The following is a 13,484-nucleotide window of genomic DNA, read 5'->3' as shown; positions in this document are numbered from 1 at the left end:
GAGAATGAAAACAGAATGCATCAGTGATTATGTTAAACATAGAGGGAAGAATTACCCCTGTACAGTTAGCCTGACCATGGATTTGGTGGGTGGCAAATGGAAAGCTGTTATCTTATATCATTTAAAGGATGAGCCCAAAAGGTATAACGAGCTTCGAAAAGAAATGCCAGCCATTACCGAAATGACGTTAAGCCTGCAATTAAAACAATTGGAAAGGGACGGATTGATAGCAAGAAAGGTTTATGGTGAAAAACCACCTGTCAAAGTGGTTTACAATCTCACCGACTTTGGAAAAAGCCTTCGTCCAGTCTTAGAAGCTATTACCAAATGGGGCAATCAAGTCGTGAGTGAAAACGGAGAATTTGTAAGAGCCTGATAGTAGTCATGGAGTTGCATTGGTGCTGGAGTAGAAACAGACTTTGTAAAATCTTGATTAGTTATCGGGATACTTTTTTTGGATTTTGGACCTGGAATTCGTTACAGGATTATACGTGGAAAGTTTTGTGGAAAGTTTTACAGACGTGGTACTATGTCAGCTGACACCTTTCATCTCATGAAAAGGCCTTGCCTTGCAACCTTTGGCAATGAGTAGTATCAAGAAAACAACTTACACTGAGTGTTTGGCAATGCTCGGTGTAATCATAACAGAGTTCGGTATCATAGGCATTTTCTCAGCTCACGCAACATTACAGAATCTCCACTAAACCCGTCACCGACATTCTTCCCTTTTTCCACGAAAGTCCTATCTTGATAGCCCATAGCAGACTTGAAACACATCATTGAACAGCCAAAAGCTTATAGAAAAAATCCGTTACCGCTTGCTTATAAATATCCAGCGGTAACGGGAACGAAAGGATAAATCATCTTACCTATCAATGCATCAAACCGACAGCTTAAAAGATGGTTTCAGATAATCTTTTTCATCTATGATAGGCTGTGTCATTTAAATGTTCGGTTAATTCAAAGCTAGTGATATAAGGAGACAGGTTAATTCCGGAAATGGAAAATCAAGTGAGTTGGCAGAAAAGCTCAAAAGGGCAACCATATTTGGCTTTAAGCTGTGAAAAGTTGCTGTTGTGTAAAATAGATGCTTCCACAATAGACTTGATATAGCTGTAGAAAATAAGCAAATCTAAAACTGAAACTATCGTCAACTGCGAATTGATGGATATAGAAAGTACCCGATCAGGCAAAAGTCTGTTTGCCAGATCGGGTCGATAAAATCGACAACTCTACATGTTAGCGGGTCAACACTATCTTTTCACTTGCCGTACTTCCATCTGAATAAACGACTCTTAAAATATACTGACCGGCGGGATATCCAACTGTAGATACTCCGGACGAATCAACCTGAGTTGTTTGATAGACAGCTTTGCCGTTCACATCGGTGATCATCAGAATATAATTCTATATAACCGCCAGTTTCTTTGATCAGATTATTTCCAGCAGGAATCGGTTTTACGGCTAATTAATATCTCCGGCATGTGACCTGAAAACACTTCTGCTAGTAATATAGCCGTGTTCTAGTGGCGAACCTTCATTGTTGATAACGCAAGTAAATTTCACTGGGCCTGTTACGGTTAAATGACCTTTCATAGCGGATGTATCCGTATTCGCTAAGCTCGCCGATATATTTAAAATAGGTATCCCGGCAAGAGATTTTCATCTTTGCTAACATCTGATGACTGAATACCCGGATGGGGCCTACCCTTCCCTGCTCATTCCAGCAGTTGAGAAGGGAAGCATATACTCCGATATGCGTGCTACTGATCCGGGGATCTTTTTCGATGGCTTTGAAAAAACTAGCTAACGGGCCTAATTCACAGGTCTTACTGACTAACAGAGAGCCCTTTTCGCTTTCCTGCTTTGACTGAGCTTTGATCATTTTCATCGGGCTGTTGAGTTACTTGCTGACCTTTTTTCTGCGATAGTGTTTGTTTTTCTGCCTGTTTTTCCGACAACTGCTGCCTGATGCGCTTTTCATTACCATCATAGACCGTAATGGATTTAAACTGAGGATTGGCCTCGATCAAACGTTTCTGCTCAGTGCCATTCTCAATGAAAGTCACAGACTGCCGGTTACCCTTTTGAAGCGATTCAACCAGCCTTGTTTTATCCTGCTGGTTGCCAAGCTCTTTAATCGGAAGCTTTGCGAGCGCCTTTTCGATTTCAAAGCCGTAGTTCTGATGGAATTGTTTGAGTTTATAACTGCCCGCCTGATCCGTATTTTTATAGTCAAGCTGAACCCAGGCGTTATAGCTCTGCCCTTCCTTATTGGTCAAATCCTTGTTTACCGCCCTGCCATGCATAAGGTTAAATGCCTCCTTTAAGGTGATGCTATTATTTTTCTCGATGTAGAAGGACTGGCTGATCTTCTCGGTCTGATCCTGCTTTTTCACAGACACCTGGTAACTGTTAAAAAAGTACATATCACTGCTCGGCGATTTTTTAAAGTGCAATGCTGAACTCGTCTCATCTTTTCCGAAAGTATTCTGATGGTGAAGCGTGAACTCGGGCGCTTGTTTTTGCATGTTTTCTTTCAGCTGGCTTTCCAACCCTTCGCCAAATCCTGAGTACTTGATCTGGTCTTTGAGATAATCGAAATTTTTCTGATTCATGATCTTATTGGTTTAAATACAAATGGCTGTTATTCTGCAATGGCTTTGGCGCTTACTATTTTTCTGGCTGATACATCAAGATTAAGGTGCCTGCCTCCATTTTTTTCTCTGAGCTCGATGCTTAGGTACTGGCCTTTGTCAGTAGTAAATTTGGGCAGGGCATACACAAAAAGTTGCGTGGATTCTGCCAGCACTAGGCCCGAAGATGACCGGGTATGTAAAGGGCTGATTTCATGCTCCTGTATAGCAGTGCGCTTAACCCGCTTTTTATCACGGACAAAAAATCTAACACTTTCTATATCATAGCTGAGCTGGGAGTTATTTTTTACGCGAAGCTGGTAATAGATCACGTCTTTATGAATGAAAATACCATCCAGTGAAAACGATGATTGAATACTTTTGTCTCTAACACCGCGCACCGACTTAGGTTGATCCAGCACTTTTTCAGAGAATTCTTCCAGCTCGGCCTGATTATAAGCCGGATCCTGCAGATGCACTGCAGGCGCGGGCGGGCCCGCTACAAATTCAATAATGGTTTGCAGCGGACTAGAAACGTAATCTACCGTAAATCCGTAAAGCTTTTTGTCGGCTGTAATTACAGTCAGACTCGTCTGCTGAAAACCGGATCTGGCCGCTTTTACCTGCAGGACATTGGAAGCTCCCCTGGCCTTCTGGGCCAGAATATTCTCGCTACCCCTATCTACGCTGATAATGTCAAATGGAAAAACAAGATGTGTAGTCTTCGCTGTGGTCAGCTCCAGCGGATAAGACGCGCCGGCATACATCTGCTCCTGCGGGTTCTGGGCATGTAACATACCGGCAGCTAAAACAAGCAGAAGCTGCAGTATTTTTCTTGTGTAATTTTTCATAATCGGTTAGCTATAATGTTTTAGATTAGATTCAGGTTCGTTAACCCCTGGCATCCAAATCGCGGAGAAGCACCTGATAACCGGCTTTCACTTTCACCTGAAGTAGCCTGGTCTTTCTGCTCATCAGTGTCTTCGCAGTTTGAATACCAGCGCTGGCCGCCTGCGCACCTAATGAAGGATCAATCGAGCCTATACTGACCCCTTGGATATCCTGGCTCAAAGACTGCTTGGCCACGTCTCGTTCAATTGCACCAGGGATGTAAATTCCCGCAATCCCATCCAGATCGTAGACCGAAAGTTTTACAGGTAACAGACTGTTTTCATATCGGACCGACGTTATTTTGATTATCAGCCGCTCATTGTTCAAAGATGCCACTCCATACACAAAGCTTCCTTTCGGAATCAGTATTCCGGCAATGTCGATATCCTGCATCAGACTTAGCTTGACTGTTGAACCGGCAGTGATTGTCTGATCCTGAGCAATCGCTGCAGAGAAAGCGTTGCTGGCAGAAGACACCGCACTCTGATCCAGACCAAAAAAGCCGCTTTGCTCAAATGGGATTTCCTGCAGGGTCTGCTGCCCTAGTGAATCTTCAGCCCGCCCAGTGCTCAGTAAATTAACGGGATTATCAAAAGAGATGTTTTGAACAGAGAAGACTTTCTGTTTCCCCGCCTCAGACTGCTCTTTGACTTTATCCCCATCAAGTTCAGGGTTTTGGATCCTGATAATTTTATCGAGCATTCCGTTAAGCTCGGCAATCTCCGGATCAGCATATACGTCCGCACGTGCCGGCCCATTCTGCATACTACTCATCAGCGTTTCAAGTTTGCGGATCTGATCGCCGGCGCCTGGATCCTGAATATTGATGTCTTTATCCACCGGACTGAAGGCCGGCTCTGCAGGGCTGCTAAGCGCTTTGTCAAGCTGATTGAGCTTTCTGATAATTTTCACCTCACTGGCGCCAGTGTAGGTTTTCCCTCTATAGCTGACCGGTTTTTCTTTTTTGGAAACCGGCCCTTGCAATCCTGCCAGCTGGCCGGTCTGCAGTGTATCATCATTTGCTGTCTGAGCAACATGGTAAGGGTCCTTGCGGATCAGCTCACTGAGCCTTGCTGAATCAGCTGCCGCCCGCTGATAAAAACTCAATTTATTAATATCGTTATCTTCCTTAAGCATCGCGTCAGGCAGACTGGTGAGCAGCCCCTGGCTGTGCGCGGTCTGCGCGCCGGGTTTAGCACCCTTTGCAAACAGTACCCAGTAAATAAGGGTCACAAAGGGTATTACCAGCACGGGTAGCATCATATAAAATCTTCGCTGCTGTAAGAATCGGGCCGAATCAGCTGAGTTTTCCATTGCTGTTATTTTTTAATGGTTTGTAAATGATTAATACTGTCCAGCACAAGCTGCTTTTCAAGACTATCAAGGTAAAGCTCAAATTCGGTCAGATGCTCAGAACTCTGATCTAGCAGACCTGCATCTGACCATGCAGGCATTGAAATCCTGTCAGGTATTGGAAGCACATCTGTAGGCTCAGTGCGCGCAATCAGGATCATGCAGAGAATTGCTAATACATAACCGCATCCCAGATTAGCATAAATCAGCGCCAATAGTATTTTTGGAAGCCCTCCTTTGTGGATATCTGTAAACTTTATCCAGCGGTCCTGTAGCTGGCTGAGTGCCGACATCATCTGCCGGCCTGTATATTTCCCATGGTCTACTACTGTCCTATTCCGATTTGGCGGTGTGTGCTTATGGGCATTGAACTGGTAAAACATAGTTGTCAGGTTTTATTTAAAAGATCGGATTGTTTCTTAGCACGCGGTTCTGACTGCTGATATCCTTGTTTTCGAGTGTAGTCCAACCCTCAATCAGAAATCCGTGCGGGTTATGATCGCTTCTTGACACAGTGCGCAGATGTCCTTCGGTCACAAGGCTTCTGGTCACGATGCTTGTAGCGCGGACAATCTGCTGAGAAGCCCTGCATCGGAAGTAGTAGGGATACTTGCCTGTATCAACAGTCACACTGTCGACTGAAATCTGCTGGCTGATGTTGCCTGAAATAATGCTGGTATAAAAGCCGGATTCTCTCAGATTGTCGTATTGCTTTTTAGCAGACCCGTCAGCCAGATAAAGCGCTTTGACCACATTGGACTGGATCGCTTTTTCATCCGGGTCCAGTGTAAAGAAGAACCTGTGAAAGCTCGCCACATGATCCCTTGCTTCAACCGCTATATTGTCTCTTCGATCAGACGCGTAAGCTTCAAGCACCTTGCCATCTGCCAGAATAAAGATCCGGTCACTGCTTTGCCCGGTGAGCTGATAGCTTTTGTAGACAGCAAAGCAGCAGAACAAAAAACTACAGACTACCACAAGAAAAGTAAAGACACGGATATGGCTAAACGCCCTTTGAATATCTTTTGCTTTTGAAAACATCTTTCATCTACGTTTAAGATTTTGACTTTGGTCTTGGCAAGCGTCCAAAACCACCACCGGCCGGAAAGGCTCTGTTGCCCGCGCCTGAAGCTGCCGCAGCGAAAAGCGAGGTTACCTTGTTGAGCATAGCGCTGCTCCCCCCGGCCTGAATGATGTAGCCTGCCACGGATGGTACAGAGAAGTATCCGACAATGCCTATGATCAGAAAAATCAGATACGCGCTGTCATGTGCACTGAAAAAAGTATCGCCGCTGCCCTGCACCTGACGGATATCCAAAGCGATCATCTTTTCCTGAACCTTGCCGATAATAGCCCCGAAAATATTGGCTACCGGAAGCCATAGGTACACATTAATATAGCGCGCGATCCAGGCAATGAGCGTATGCTGAAAGCCGTCAAATACCGAGATACCAAACACGATCGGGCCGACAATGGCCAGTACAACCAGTTGAAAAGTGCGCATTGTGTTAATGCAAAGCGCGGCCGATTCGAAAACAACCCTGAGTATCTCAGCGAGCGCAGCCTTGATTGAATTGCGGAAATTATAAGACTGCTTGGCCATGTAAAACTTGATGTCATTGCTGATTCCATCACCAAAGCCCTCAGAGTAATCATCCCCGTAGGTGTATTTCAGCCACTTTTCCCGGCTTCCCTTCTGGTCATCGCCTACATACATCTGCCAGAAATCAGAGCTTTTAATAGCATCCTCCTTCTTTTTTAAAAGTATCGCAATCGCTTTGTCCGAATCTTTGACCATACCCGCAGTGCCGCGTACTGTGGGCGAGAGTATGCCGTTGATCATGCCGATCACCAAAGGGAAAAACATGATCGCAAACCCTAATACAAACGGGCGCAGCAGCGGATAAAAATCAACCGGCTCTGCGCTGGCAAGGTGACGCCAGACGCGGTTTCCGATGTAGAAGATGGCCGCAAAACCTGCAATCCCCCTTCCTACGTTAATCAGCCTGCTACACAAAGGCAGCATTTCACTGTAGAGCTCGTCTAATACACCGTTCAGACCCCTTATTTGCTGTTCAAAGCCCTGGGCCGGAGCGCTGTGTGGCCATAGCAATACCGCGATCACAAAGCATGTGATCATTAGTTTGTTTTTCACAAGTCAGTGTTTTAAAGGTTATAAATCGTAGAGCTTTTTTGTCAATTCTATATCAGCCTTCTCCGCGCTGCGCTGCGCGGAAAGAAGTCCGGCATTGGAATTAAAACTCCTGAGAAATGATAGCTGATCTGTCATATCCTGGTAAACCCTGTCGATCAAACCAAGTCTTTCATCATCGGATGCCCTGAGCTTTTTGGGAGTAAGGGCTGTGTCGAGCGCATCCAGATTTTTTAAACTTTGCGAAGCGAGCCTTTCGTAGACGCCGGATATGTAATCAAGCTCGGCGGAAGAAAAACTTCCCGAGGAAGACAGCTTCTGATAGGCAGATTTGTATTCTTTGATGATAGCAAGCTGACAGCGGATAATATCCTGCACCCTGCTGTAATTTTTTACCGCCGGGCTTACCTGTAAAAGTCCGTCCAGAAAAGCTTCGTGCAGCTTAAAATTACCTCTGGAGAGATCTCTGATGGTACTGTATCCTTTAAAAAGAATCTGGTAACCATCTTTGAGCTCCTGCAGGATCTTGCGCAGCTGGTCAAGTTTTTCAATGTTAAGCACTAACTGTGTGACCTCGGCGGTCTGGGCTTTTACCTTTACTGTGCTGGAAAGAAAAACCAGCAGCAGCAGATTCAGAAATTTTCTTCTCATCGCTTTTTTTATTTTATGCCGTGTAAAACCCGGCTGTTTTCAATTTCTGTTTTTTCTTTTGCGACCTCTGATGCCAGCAGGCGGGCCTGTTCGGCGAAACTTTCAGTGAACAGATAGTTGTCCTGCATTCGCGCCAGCAGCGCATCGATTCTTTTGATCCTGCCTTGGTCACTCATCGAAAGATTACCACTTCGGATCACAGCGAACATACCATAGATGATCCCCTGACAATCATCATAGACAACGCCAAGTACCTGGTCGATATAATCAAGCTGCTGCTGGGTCAGAACCTGTTCACTGGCCAACTGGCCGGTAAGCTGCGCGCAGATCTGGTTGATCCTGCCATGCATTTTGGTGAGCTCTACGAGTCCGGGATGCGAGCCTACCTGACCACTTACAATCAGAAGGGAATCAAACCGGTTTTTGTGAAGTGCGAGCTCCCCCCTTTTGATATCTCCAATCATGGTAAGCCCCTGCTTAGCGAGCTGATACCCCTTCTGGGTCAACTCCAGATACAGTTTCAGATGCGCAACCTGCTCAATCAGATACTCCTTCTGGGTTTTATTCTGGTTTAACCATTCTGCCAGCCGCTGCGCGCAGCATCCCGAGCAGCTAAGCAATGCCAAAACGAGTGTAGCTATAATCTTTCCCATAATTGCTGGCTTGTTAACTTTGCTAGTCCTGTATCCCGTATAGCTGTTTTATCAGTTTGGCATCCAGTTCGCTTCTGGCTCGCGACAGACTCAGCATCTGGTTTTGCCGGTTAAAACTCACCAGCTCGTCGTGCACCAACTCGACCTGATCTGCTACACGGGTGATCATTTCAAGTCTTTCCACATCAGTCATCTGCGTTGAGAATGCGGTGACAACAAGTGATAGCATATCAACATTTTTCGCGGTTTGCTCCAAAATCCCCTCATACACCTTCTGCATGTAAATAAGCTCTGAGTAGCTGAAATGCTTGTCGGACTGAAACAATCCCCAAGCCTTTTGGTACTGCTCAACGATCAGCACCTGCTTCTCGGCGATCTGCTTTATGCGGAAATAATAAGAGATGACCGCTTTGACCTTTTTGAGCTCATCGTAATACTCCTTGTAAAGGTCGCGCTGCTTTTTGACCCAGTCGGTAATTTCATCCAGATGCAGTTTGGACATGGTATTCTCCAGGGCCTTCTGCGCATTCTGAAGTTTAATGACTGCATTCTGCCTGCGTTGTATCAGAAGGTCTACTGCCCTTACCACCCTTTTGATCGCAGCTTTGATAATAGCAGCCCAGGGGTTTGCCGCCTGAGCGGTGTGAACCGGCGTGAGCACGGCCAGGCTCACAAACAAAAAAAATAGGATGTTCTTTCTCATTTTTTCCCCTTTGTTAACTCTGATGCCAAAACACTGATCCCTTTTTTCACACTGCCGTATTTTTTTGCATACTCGCCTACTTTGATCTTTTCGGTTTCCTCTGTCGTGTAGGCCAGATATTCCGAAGGACTCACTTCTGTGCGGTAGACCTTTGAACTGATTCCGCCCAAACTGATAAAGACCTCTTTGTATTTTTTAAGCGGGTCATTGGCCTTGTTGACTGACAGCACAAGGGCCTTCTCCTTTTCTGTCAGCCCCAGCAGCTGCTGAATCTGGTCAAACTTGTTTTGATACTTGCTCTGGTCTAGCAGTATCTTGCAATCACTGTTGTTGATAATGGCCTGTTTGACTACCGGTGATGAAATAATGTCCTCGACCTCCTGGGTAACAACAATGGCCTCTCCGAAAAACTTTCTGACCGTTTTAAACAGATAGCGTATGTATTCTGCCATCCCCTCTTTGGCAATCGCTTTCCATGCCTCTTCGATCAATATGACTTTTCTTATCCCTTTGAGCTTTCTCATCTTGGAGATAAATACCTCCATGATAATGATGGTGATCACAGGAAAAAGAATCGGATGATCTTTCACAGCATCCAGCTCAAAGACAATAAACCGCTGATTTTGAAGGTCCAGGTTCTCGCTCGCATTTAAAAGGTAATCAAACTCACCCCCTCTGTAATAGGGTCTAAGCACATACAAAAAGTTGGACACATCAAAATCACGGTCTTTTACCTGGTCATCCTGCAGCACCTTGACAAAGACATCTCTGAGAAAATCATAGAAAGAATCAAACGATGCTACAACCCTTGGATGCTCCTGCAAAAACTGGTAGTAAAGCGTCAGCGCATTGGAGAGCGCCACATACTCGCTTCTTTTGAAAACCTCGTTGTCTTTTTTCCAAAGTGCTAAGAGCAGTGTTTTAATACTCTCCTTTTTCTCTGTATCAGGCTTTGCGCGGCCTTCAATATAAAACGGATTGAAACGGATCGGATGCTTTTCGTCGTAGGTAAAGTAATATCCTTCGACCAGATCACAGAGCCCTTTATAAGAGTGCCCCACGTCGACGAGCACCACATGGGCCCCCTGCTCATAGTAAGACCGGATCATATGGTTGGTAAAAAAGGACTTGCCGCTACCCGAAGGCCCAAGAATAAACTTGTTACGGTTTGTGCAGATTCCAAGCCTGATCGGCTCATCACTGATATCTACATGTACCGGTTTTCCGGTGAGCCTATCCCCAAGCCGGATACCTACCGGGCTGAGCGAGGAGATATATCCTGTCTCCAGGTTCAGAAAACAGCTTGCCTGCTCTGCGAACGTATCGAAGGTCTCATTCATAGGAAAATCGGCCTCATTGCCAGGAATGCCTGCCCAGAATATCTGTGGAGCACCCGTCGTTTCCAGTTTGACAGTAGCATCGATTTGCGCCAGAGCTGATGAGACCATACTTTTGATCTGCTGAAGCTCTGAGCGTTTATCTGTCCAGGCAAGCACATTGAAATGGGCTTTGACCGGCGAGCGCTGCTCTTTGACCGCTTCGTTCAAAAACTCGTTGGCCGCATCCAGCGCCAGAGAGTTCTCCCTTGCGTAAACAGACAAAGACTGAAGCCTGAGCCTTTTGCTTTCCAAACGCCTGATGGCAGCGCCGCTGTCTTCAATGAAAACATACTGGTTATAAATATGGTTACAGGATAGAAGCTGCCCGAGCGTTGAAGCAAAACCGATACTGAACTTTGTCTTATCCGTAGAGTACTTCTCATAAGTAGTGCCAGCCCCGGCGGATCCCGGCAGATCAGCCGCATCAGCAAGCGTGTAGAGCTGACAGTACTTTTCACCGATCTTTATACCGTCCTTGAACTCTATGTCCCGGATCATGCTACTGGTCTGCTGCTCGCTCAGATAGCAATACCTTTCAATCAGCCCTGCTTTACCGGCGTAGCTAAAAAGCTCATGGTCTTCGAGCTGACGCAGCTTTACATATCCGCTGTCTTCCAAAACGCGCCTGAACTGATCGGCTGCATCAATAAAATCCTGATGAACGGCCACATCCATGGCGTCCTGCGGTACAAGCGCGGGCCGGATCAGATTAGAGAAAAGCGAGCTTGAAGCCTTGCGCGCTTTGGGCTTTCTGGTCAGCATGATATAGCAGCTGTGCGCCAGATAAGGCCGCTCATTGAAAAACCTCTCGCTGCTTAAAGACAGAAAACTTGTGTCCTGATCACCAAATTCAGCCCTGTAACGACTGTCAATAAAATAATCCTGTTTATGAAATACGCTGCCGGCTGGAAGCATTTTTAAAGCTTTCACAAAACTTTGATGCAGCGTGTCATAATCCTTATCCGAAAGACTGAATATCTCAGGCAGCTCTGTTTGAAACACCACTGTAACATCTCCCTGCTTGGAGAGAATACACCCATTTTCCATATCCAGTATCGGCAGCAAATCATCTATCACCTTTTCCATCTTCACTTGCTGATTTGTTTCGTTAATATTTCTGGTTCTTTTCCCCGGGCGCACCGCGCCTGATGAACACCTTCCTTGAATGGGATTTAATCACACGCGGGATACTGCGTTTGGCCAGCGCCTTGATCAGTCCGTGCTCTCCGTAGGTACTGCTCAGATGGTAGATCCATACAAGCACTCCTGTGCCTGTGCACACGGTAATACCCAAGCTGATGTAGGTATTAATGCCCGCTACATACATGATTGAGTAAAGGATCAGAAGAGCGAACATAGCAGCTCCCATATACCAGATATACTGCGCTCTCAGTCCCTTGAATACAATGCTCTGATTGACCCCTTTGTTAATTACGTATCTGTTAGTTGCCATAAAGCCTTGTGTTAATTTGCAATCTTTATAATCCTTTACATACTTGTCAAGCCGGCCTAACCAAAACTGCCGTTAATACATATACGTAAACCATATTTTCAGCCCTGTTCGTCCGAGAGCTCACCTAGGTAGATCAGAATCTCTGTTTTAACCAGATAATAAGTCCGGTTATAACAGCACTATCTGAATTGAGTCCCAACAGATCACAAACCATTTGATAGTATGCCCTGTGGTCTGGCCTTTCTGATACCAGCTTTTATAAATCCCGGCAAATCCGTCTTTCAGTACAGCTGTCAGGCAATTAAAACGTGATGGTTTCAAATCAGCCGCCAGATTCTTCAAGCTCACCGGTCAGGTCGGCAGTATTGGCCTTGACAAAACACCACATATTCTCTCGGAGCCTGCCCTCAAAGCATTTACTGGTCATAACCGTATTGGTTAATTGATACGCTGCGGTCTGATTTCTGATCTGGCTCAGGGCCACTTCGGCCCTTTTGCCAAATCAGCTCCCTATCCTGTCTGCCTGCTATCAAAACCTTTGGTTTCTGCCCTGGCCGGACCTTATAAAAAGAATTCTCCAAGGCCCGGGCCGGTGTGAATCTGGATCTTATGATCCGGTGGCCTGTAGTCAAGAGCATTCGGGGTAGGTATCTCTTCGCCTGCTTTGAAAGCGCTCTTCTACAATCCGAAGAAAGATTGCAGCACTGTGGCTACGACCACCAGAAAAATACAGCTGCCGAACCAGGCTGCCGCCACCTTGCCTGTATCCTGATCCCCCGCATTCCATTTCTGAAAGACCTTCACCGCGCCAACGAGGCCAAGCACTGCCCCAATGGCATACATCAGATTCGTTCCCGGCTCAAAGTAAGAGCGCACCTGAGAATTTGCTTCTTCAATCCCGGCCGCACCATCCTGAGAAAATGCTGACACGGCTGTCACAGCGCCTACCGCCGTCAGCAGCAGCTTTCTTTTAACCTTTAAAATCATAACCCTTCTTTTCATACCACACCTATTTAAAAGTTGAACATGCTGTTTCATTGGTTTGCCGGCAGCTTCCCGCCCACTGGCGGGAAATGCTGCCCAGACAAACACACCGCCCCACTACACCTTACCCCCAATCGCCGCTTTATCCTGTTCACCAAGGTGTAGGAGGCTGTACTTTGCGCATTCATTCTCAATCAGAATCAATGCCCGGTATTTTGAAAATCCTTAAAGCCCTCTGAACCCGCAGCATAAGCTCACTTCTGTCGTAACCTTTCTGGTGGCCCCGCCGGATCAGTTCTGTAATACCTGCTGCCAGATCGTCATTATTCATGGCTGCCAGTCAGCCTTCCTGAGGTCCGGCCGGATTGATCTCACCGGCACCGAGCTCTGGTCGGAGCTGAATCAATCCGGTTTCCGCCGGATCTTTGTGGTAATTATCCACCGCAGCTGATTTCGCTGACGGATTTCTGATTCGGTCCGCTGTCATCCTGTTCCACGCCTTGATTTCTTTTCCGTAAAATCGAAAGACAGCAAACAGATAGTAACCCACAATTACGGGGCCGGTCAGATATGCATAAACTACCCAGGGATTGGTCGTAAACATAAGATTGTATCGTTTATAGTTTCGC

16 protein-coding genes are annotated in these 13,484 nt (G+C 46.2%); 1 reads left to right on the top strand and 15 read right to left on the bottom strand.

What is annotated here, in order from left to right:
* The first annotated feature begins 4 nt into the window (after window positions 1-4).
* On the top strand, window positions 5-376 hold the full coding sequence (locus tag DSL64_RS04120; protein WP_115829384.1) for a winged helix-turn-helix transcriptional regulator: 372 nt from the start codon (window positions 5-7) through the stop codon (window positions 374-376).
* A gap of 863 nt (window positions 377-1,239) precedes the next feature.
* On the opposite strand, the gene DSL64_RS29510 is transcribed toward DSL64_RS04120, so the two are convergent.
* The 15 genes from DSL64_RS29510 to DSL64_RS04045 form a co-directional block, all read right to left on the bottom strand.
* On the bottom strand, window positions 1,240-1,395 hold the full coding sequence (locus DSL64_RS29510) for a T9SS type A sorting domain-containing protein (protein WP_115829383.1): 156 nt from the start codon (window positions 1,393-1,395) through the stop codon (window positions 1,240-1,242).
* A gap of 434 nt (window positions 1,396-1,829) precedes the next feature.
* Window positions 1,830-2,618: a hypothetical protein gene (locus DSL64_RS04105; RefSeq protein ID WP_115829382.1), complete on the bottom strand. Its 789-nt coding sequence runs from the start codon at window positions 2,616-2,618 to the stop codon at window positions 1,830-1,832.
* Window positions 2,619-2,647: 29 nt separating this feature from the next.
* Entirely contained in the window at window positions 2,648-3,487 is an 840-nt protein-coding gene (gene traN, locus DSL64_RS04100) for a conjugative transposon protein TraN (RefSeq protein WP_115829381.1), read from the bottom strand.
* Window positions 3,488-3,527: 40 nt separating this feature from the next.
* Window positions 3,528-4,841 (bottom strand): conjugative transposon protein TraM, encoded by a 1,314-nt coding sequence (gene traM / locus DSL64_RS04095; protein WP_115829380.1) that lies wholly within the window; start codon window positions 4,839-4,841, stop codon window positions 3,528-3,530.
* Window positions 4,842-4,846: 5 nt separating this feature from the next.
* On the bottom strand, window positions 4,847-5,263 hold the full coding sequence (locus DSL64_RS04090) for a hypothetical protein (RefSeq protein ID WP_115829379.1): 417 nt from the start codon (window positions 5,261-5,263) through the stop codon (window positions 4,847-4,849).
* A 16-nt stretch (window positions 5,264-5,279) separates the two neighbouring features.
* Entirely contained in the window at window positions 5,280-5,921 is a 642-nt protein-coding gene (gene traK, locus DSL64_RS04085) for a conjugative transposon protein TraK (RefSeq protein WP_115829378.1), read from the bottom strand.
* Between the two features lie 13 nt (window positions 5,922-5,934).
* Window positions 5,935-7,035: a conjugative transposon protein TraJ gene (gene traJ / locus DSL64_RS04080; RefSeq protein WP_229216947.1), complete on the bottom strand. Its 1,101-nt coding sequence runs from the start codon at window positions 7,033-7,035 to the stop codon at window positions 5,935-5,937.
* Window positions 7,036-7,053: 18 nt separating this feature from the next.
* Window positions 7,054-7,683 (bottom strand): TerB family tellurite resistance protein, encoded by a 630-nt coding sequence (locus tag DSL64_RS04075; RefSeq protein ID WP_115829376.1) that lies wholly within the window; start codon window positions 7,681-7,683, stop codon window positions 7,054-7,056.
* An 8-nt stretch (window positions 7,684-7,691) separates the two neighbouring features.
* Window positions 7,692-8,336, bottom strand: coding sequence for a hypothetical protein (locus tag DSL64_RS04070; protein ID WP_115829375.1), 645 nt, complete (start codon window positions 8,334-8,336; stop codon window positions 7,692-7,694).
* A 22-nt stretch (window positions 8,337-8,358) separates the two neighbouring features.
* Complete coding sequence (locus DSL64_RS04065) at window positions 8,359-9,039, bottom strand: conjugal transfer protein TraI (RefSeq protein WP_115829374.1); 681 nt, start codon at window positions 9,037-9,039, stop codon at window positions 8,359-8,361.
* Window positions 9,036-11,504 carry a TraG family conjugative transposon ATPase gene (locus DSL64_RS04060; RefSeq protein WP_115829373.1) on the bottom strand — a complete coding sequence of 823 codons (2,469 nt, stop codon included), beginning with the start codon at window positions 11,502-11,504 and terminating at the stop codon, window positions 9,036-9,038. Before DSL64_RS04060 ends, DSL64_RS04065 begins: the two co-directional genes overlap by 4 nt.
* A gap of 22 nt (window positions 11,505-11,526) precedes the next feature.
* The gene (locus DSL64_RS04055) at window positions 11,527-11,871 is read right to left on the bottom strand and encodes a DUF4133 domain-containing protein (protein WP_115829372.1); all 345 of its coding nucleotides are present in this window, start codon (window positions 11,869-11,871) and stop codon (window positions 11,527-11,529) included.
* A 678-nt stretch (window positions 11,872-12,549) separates the two neighbouring features.
* Window positions 12,550-12,873 (bottom strand): DUF4134 domain-containing protein, encoded by a 324-nt coding sequence (locus DSL64_RS04050; RefSeq protein ID WP_445438700.1) that lies wholly within the window; start codon window positions 12,871-12,873, stop codon window positions 12,550-12,552.
* Window positions 12,874-13,045: 172 nt separating this feature from the next.
* Window positions 13,046-13,186, bottom strand: a complete 141-nt coding sequence (locus DSL64_RS28910) for a hypothetical protein (RefSeq protein WP_158547870.1) — start codon at window positions 13,184-13,186, stop codon at window positions 13,046-13,048.
* A gap of 9 nt (window positions 13,187-13,195) precedes the next feature.
* Window positions 13,196-13,459, bottom strand: coding sequence for a hypothetical protein (locus DSL64_RS04045; RefSeq protein WP_147300328.1), 264 nt, complete (start codon window positions 13,457-13,459; stop codon window positions 13,196-13,198).
* Between the last annotated feature and the right edge of the window lie 25 nt (window positions 13,460-13,484).

The sequence above is a fragment of the Dyadobacter luteus genome (genome assembly GCF_003383615.1).
In the GTDB taxonomy this organism is placed as follows: domain Bacteria; phylum Bacteroidota; class Bacteroidia; order Cytophagales; family Spirosomataceae; genus Dyadobacter; species Dyadobacter luteus.
Note: the sequence above shows the minus strand (reverse complement) of the source record. Positions and strands in the feature narration are given on the sequence as shown.

What these genes read in the sequence shown, in the direction of transcription:
- DSL64_RS04120 (WP_115829384.1), top strand. Translation starts at nt 5, where the DNA reads ATGAAAACAGAATGCATCAGTGATTATGTTAAACATAGAGGGAAGAAT.
- DSL64_RS04075 (WP_115829376.1), bottom strand. Translation starts at nt 7,683, where the DNA reads ATGAGAAGAAAATTTCTGAATCTGCTGCTGCTGGTTTTTCTTTCCAGC.
- DSL64_RS28910 (WP_158547870.1), bottom strand. Translation starts at nt 13,186, where the DNA reads ATGAATAATGACGATCTGGCAGCAGGTATTACAGAACTGATCCGGCGG.
- DSL64_RS04045 (WP_147300328.1), bottom strand. Translation starts at nt 13,459, where the DNA reads ATGTTTACGACCAATCCCTGGGTAGTTTATGCATATCTGACCGGCCCC.
- DSL64_RS04065 (WP_115829374.1), bottom strand. Translation starts at nt 9,039, where the DNA reads ATGAGAAAGAACATCCTATTTTTTTTGTTTGTGAGCCTGGCCGTGCTC.
- traK (WP_115829378.1), bottom strand. Translation starts at nt 5,921, where the DNA reads ATGTTTTCAAAAGCAAAAGATATTCAAAGGGCGTTTAGCCATATCCGT.
- DSL64_RS04070 (WP_115829375.1), bottom strand. Translation starts at nt 8,336, where the DNA reads ATGGGAAAGATTATAGCTACACTCGTTTTGGCATTGCTTAGCTGCTCG.
- DSL64_RS04060 (WP_115829373.1), bottom strand. Translation starts at nt 11,504, where the DNA reads ATGGAAAAGGTGATAGATGATTTGCTGCCGATACTGGATATGGAAAAT.
- DSL64_RS04055 (WP_115829372.1), bottom strand. Translation starts at nt 11,871, where the DNA reads ATGGCAACTAACAGATACGTAATTAACAAAGGGGTCAATCAGAGCATT.
- DSL64_RS04090 (WP_115829379.1), bottom strand. Translation starts at nt 5,263, where the DNA reads ATGTTTTACCAGTTCAATGCCCATAAGCACACACCGCCAAATCGGAAT.
- traN (WP_115829381.1), bottom strand. Translation starts at nt 3,487, where the DNA reads ATGAAAAATTACACAAGAAAAATACTGCAGCTTCTGCTTGTTTTAGCT.
- traM (WP_115829380.1), bottom strand. Translation starts at nt 4,841, where the DNA reads ATGGAAAACTCAGCTGATTCGGCCCGATTCTTACAGCAGCGAAGATTT.
- DSL64_RS29510 (WP_115829383.1), bottom strand. Translation starts at nt 1,395, where the DNA reads ATGATCACCGATGTGAACGGCAAAGCTGTCTATCAAACAACTCAGGTT.
- DSL64_RS04105 (WP_115829382.1), bottom strand. Translation starts at nt 2,618, where the DNA reads ATGAATCAGAAAAATTTCGATTATCTCAAAGACCAGATCAAGTACTCA.
- DSL64_RS04050 (WP_445438700.1), bottom strand. Translation starts at nt 12,873, where the DNA reads ATGAAAAGAAGGGTTATGATTTTAAAGGTTAAAAGAAAGCTGCTGCTG.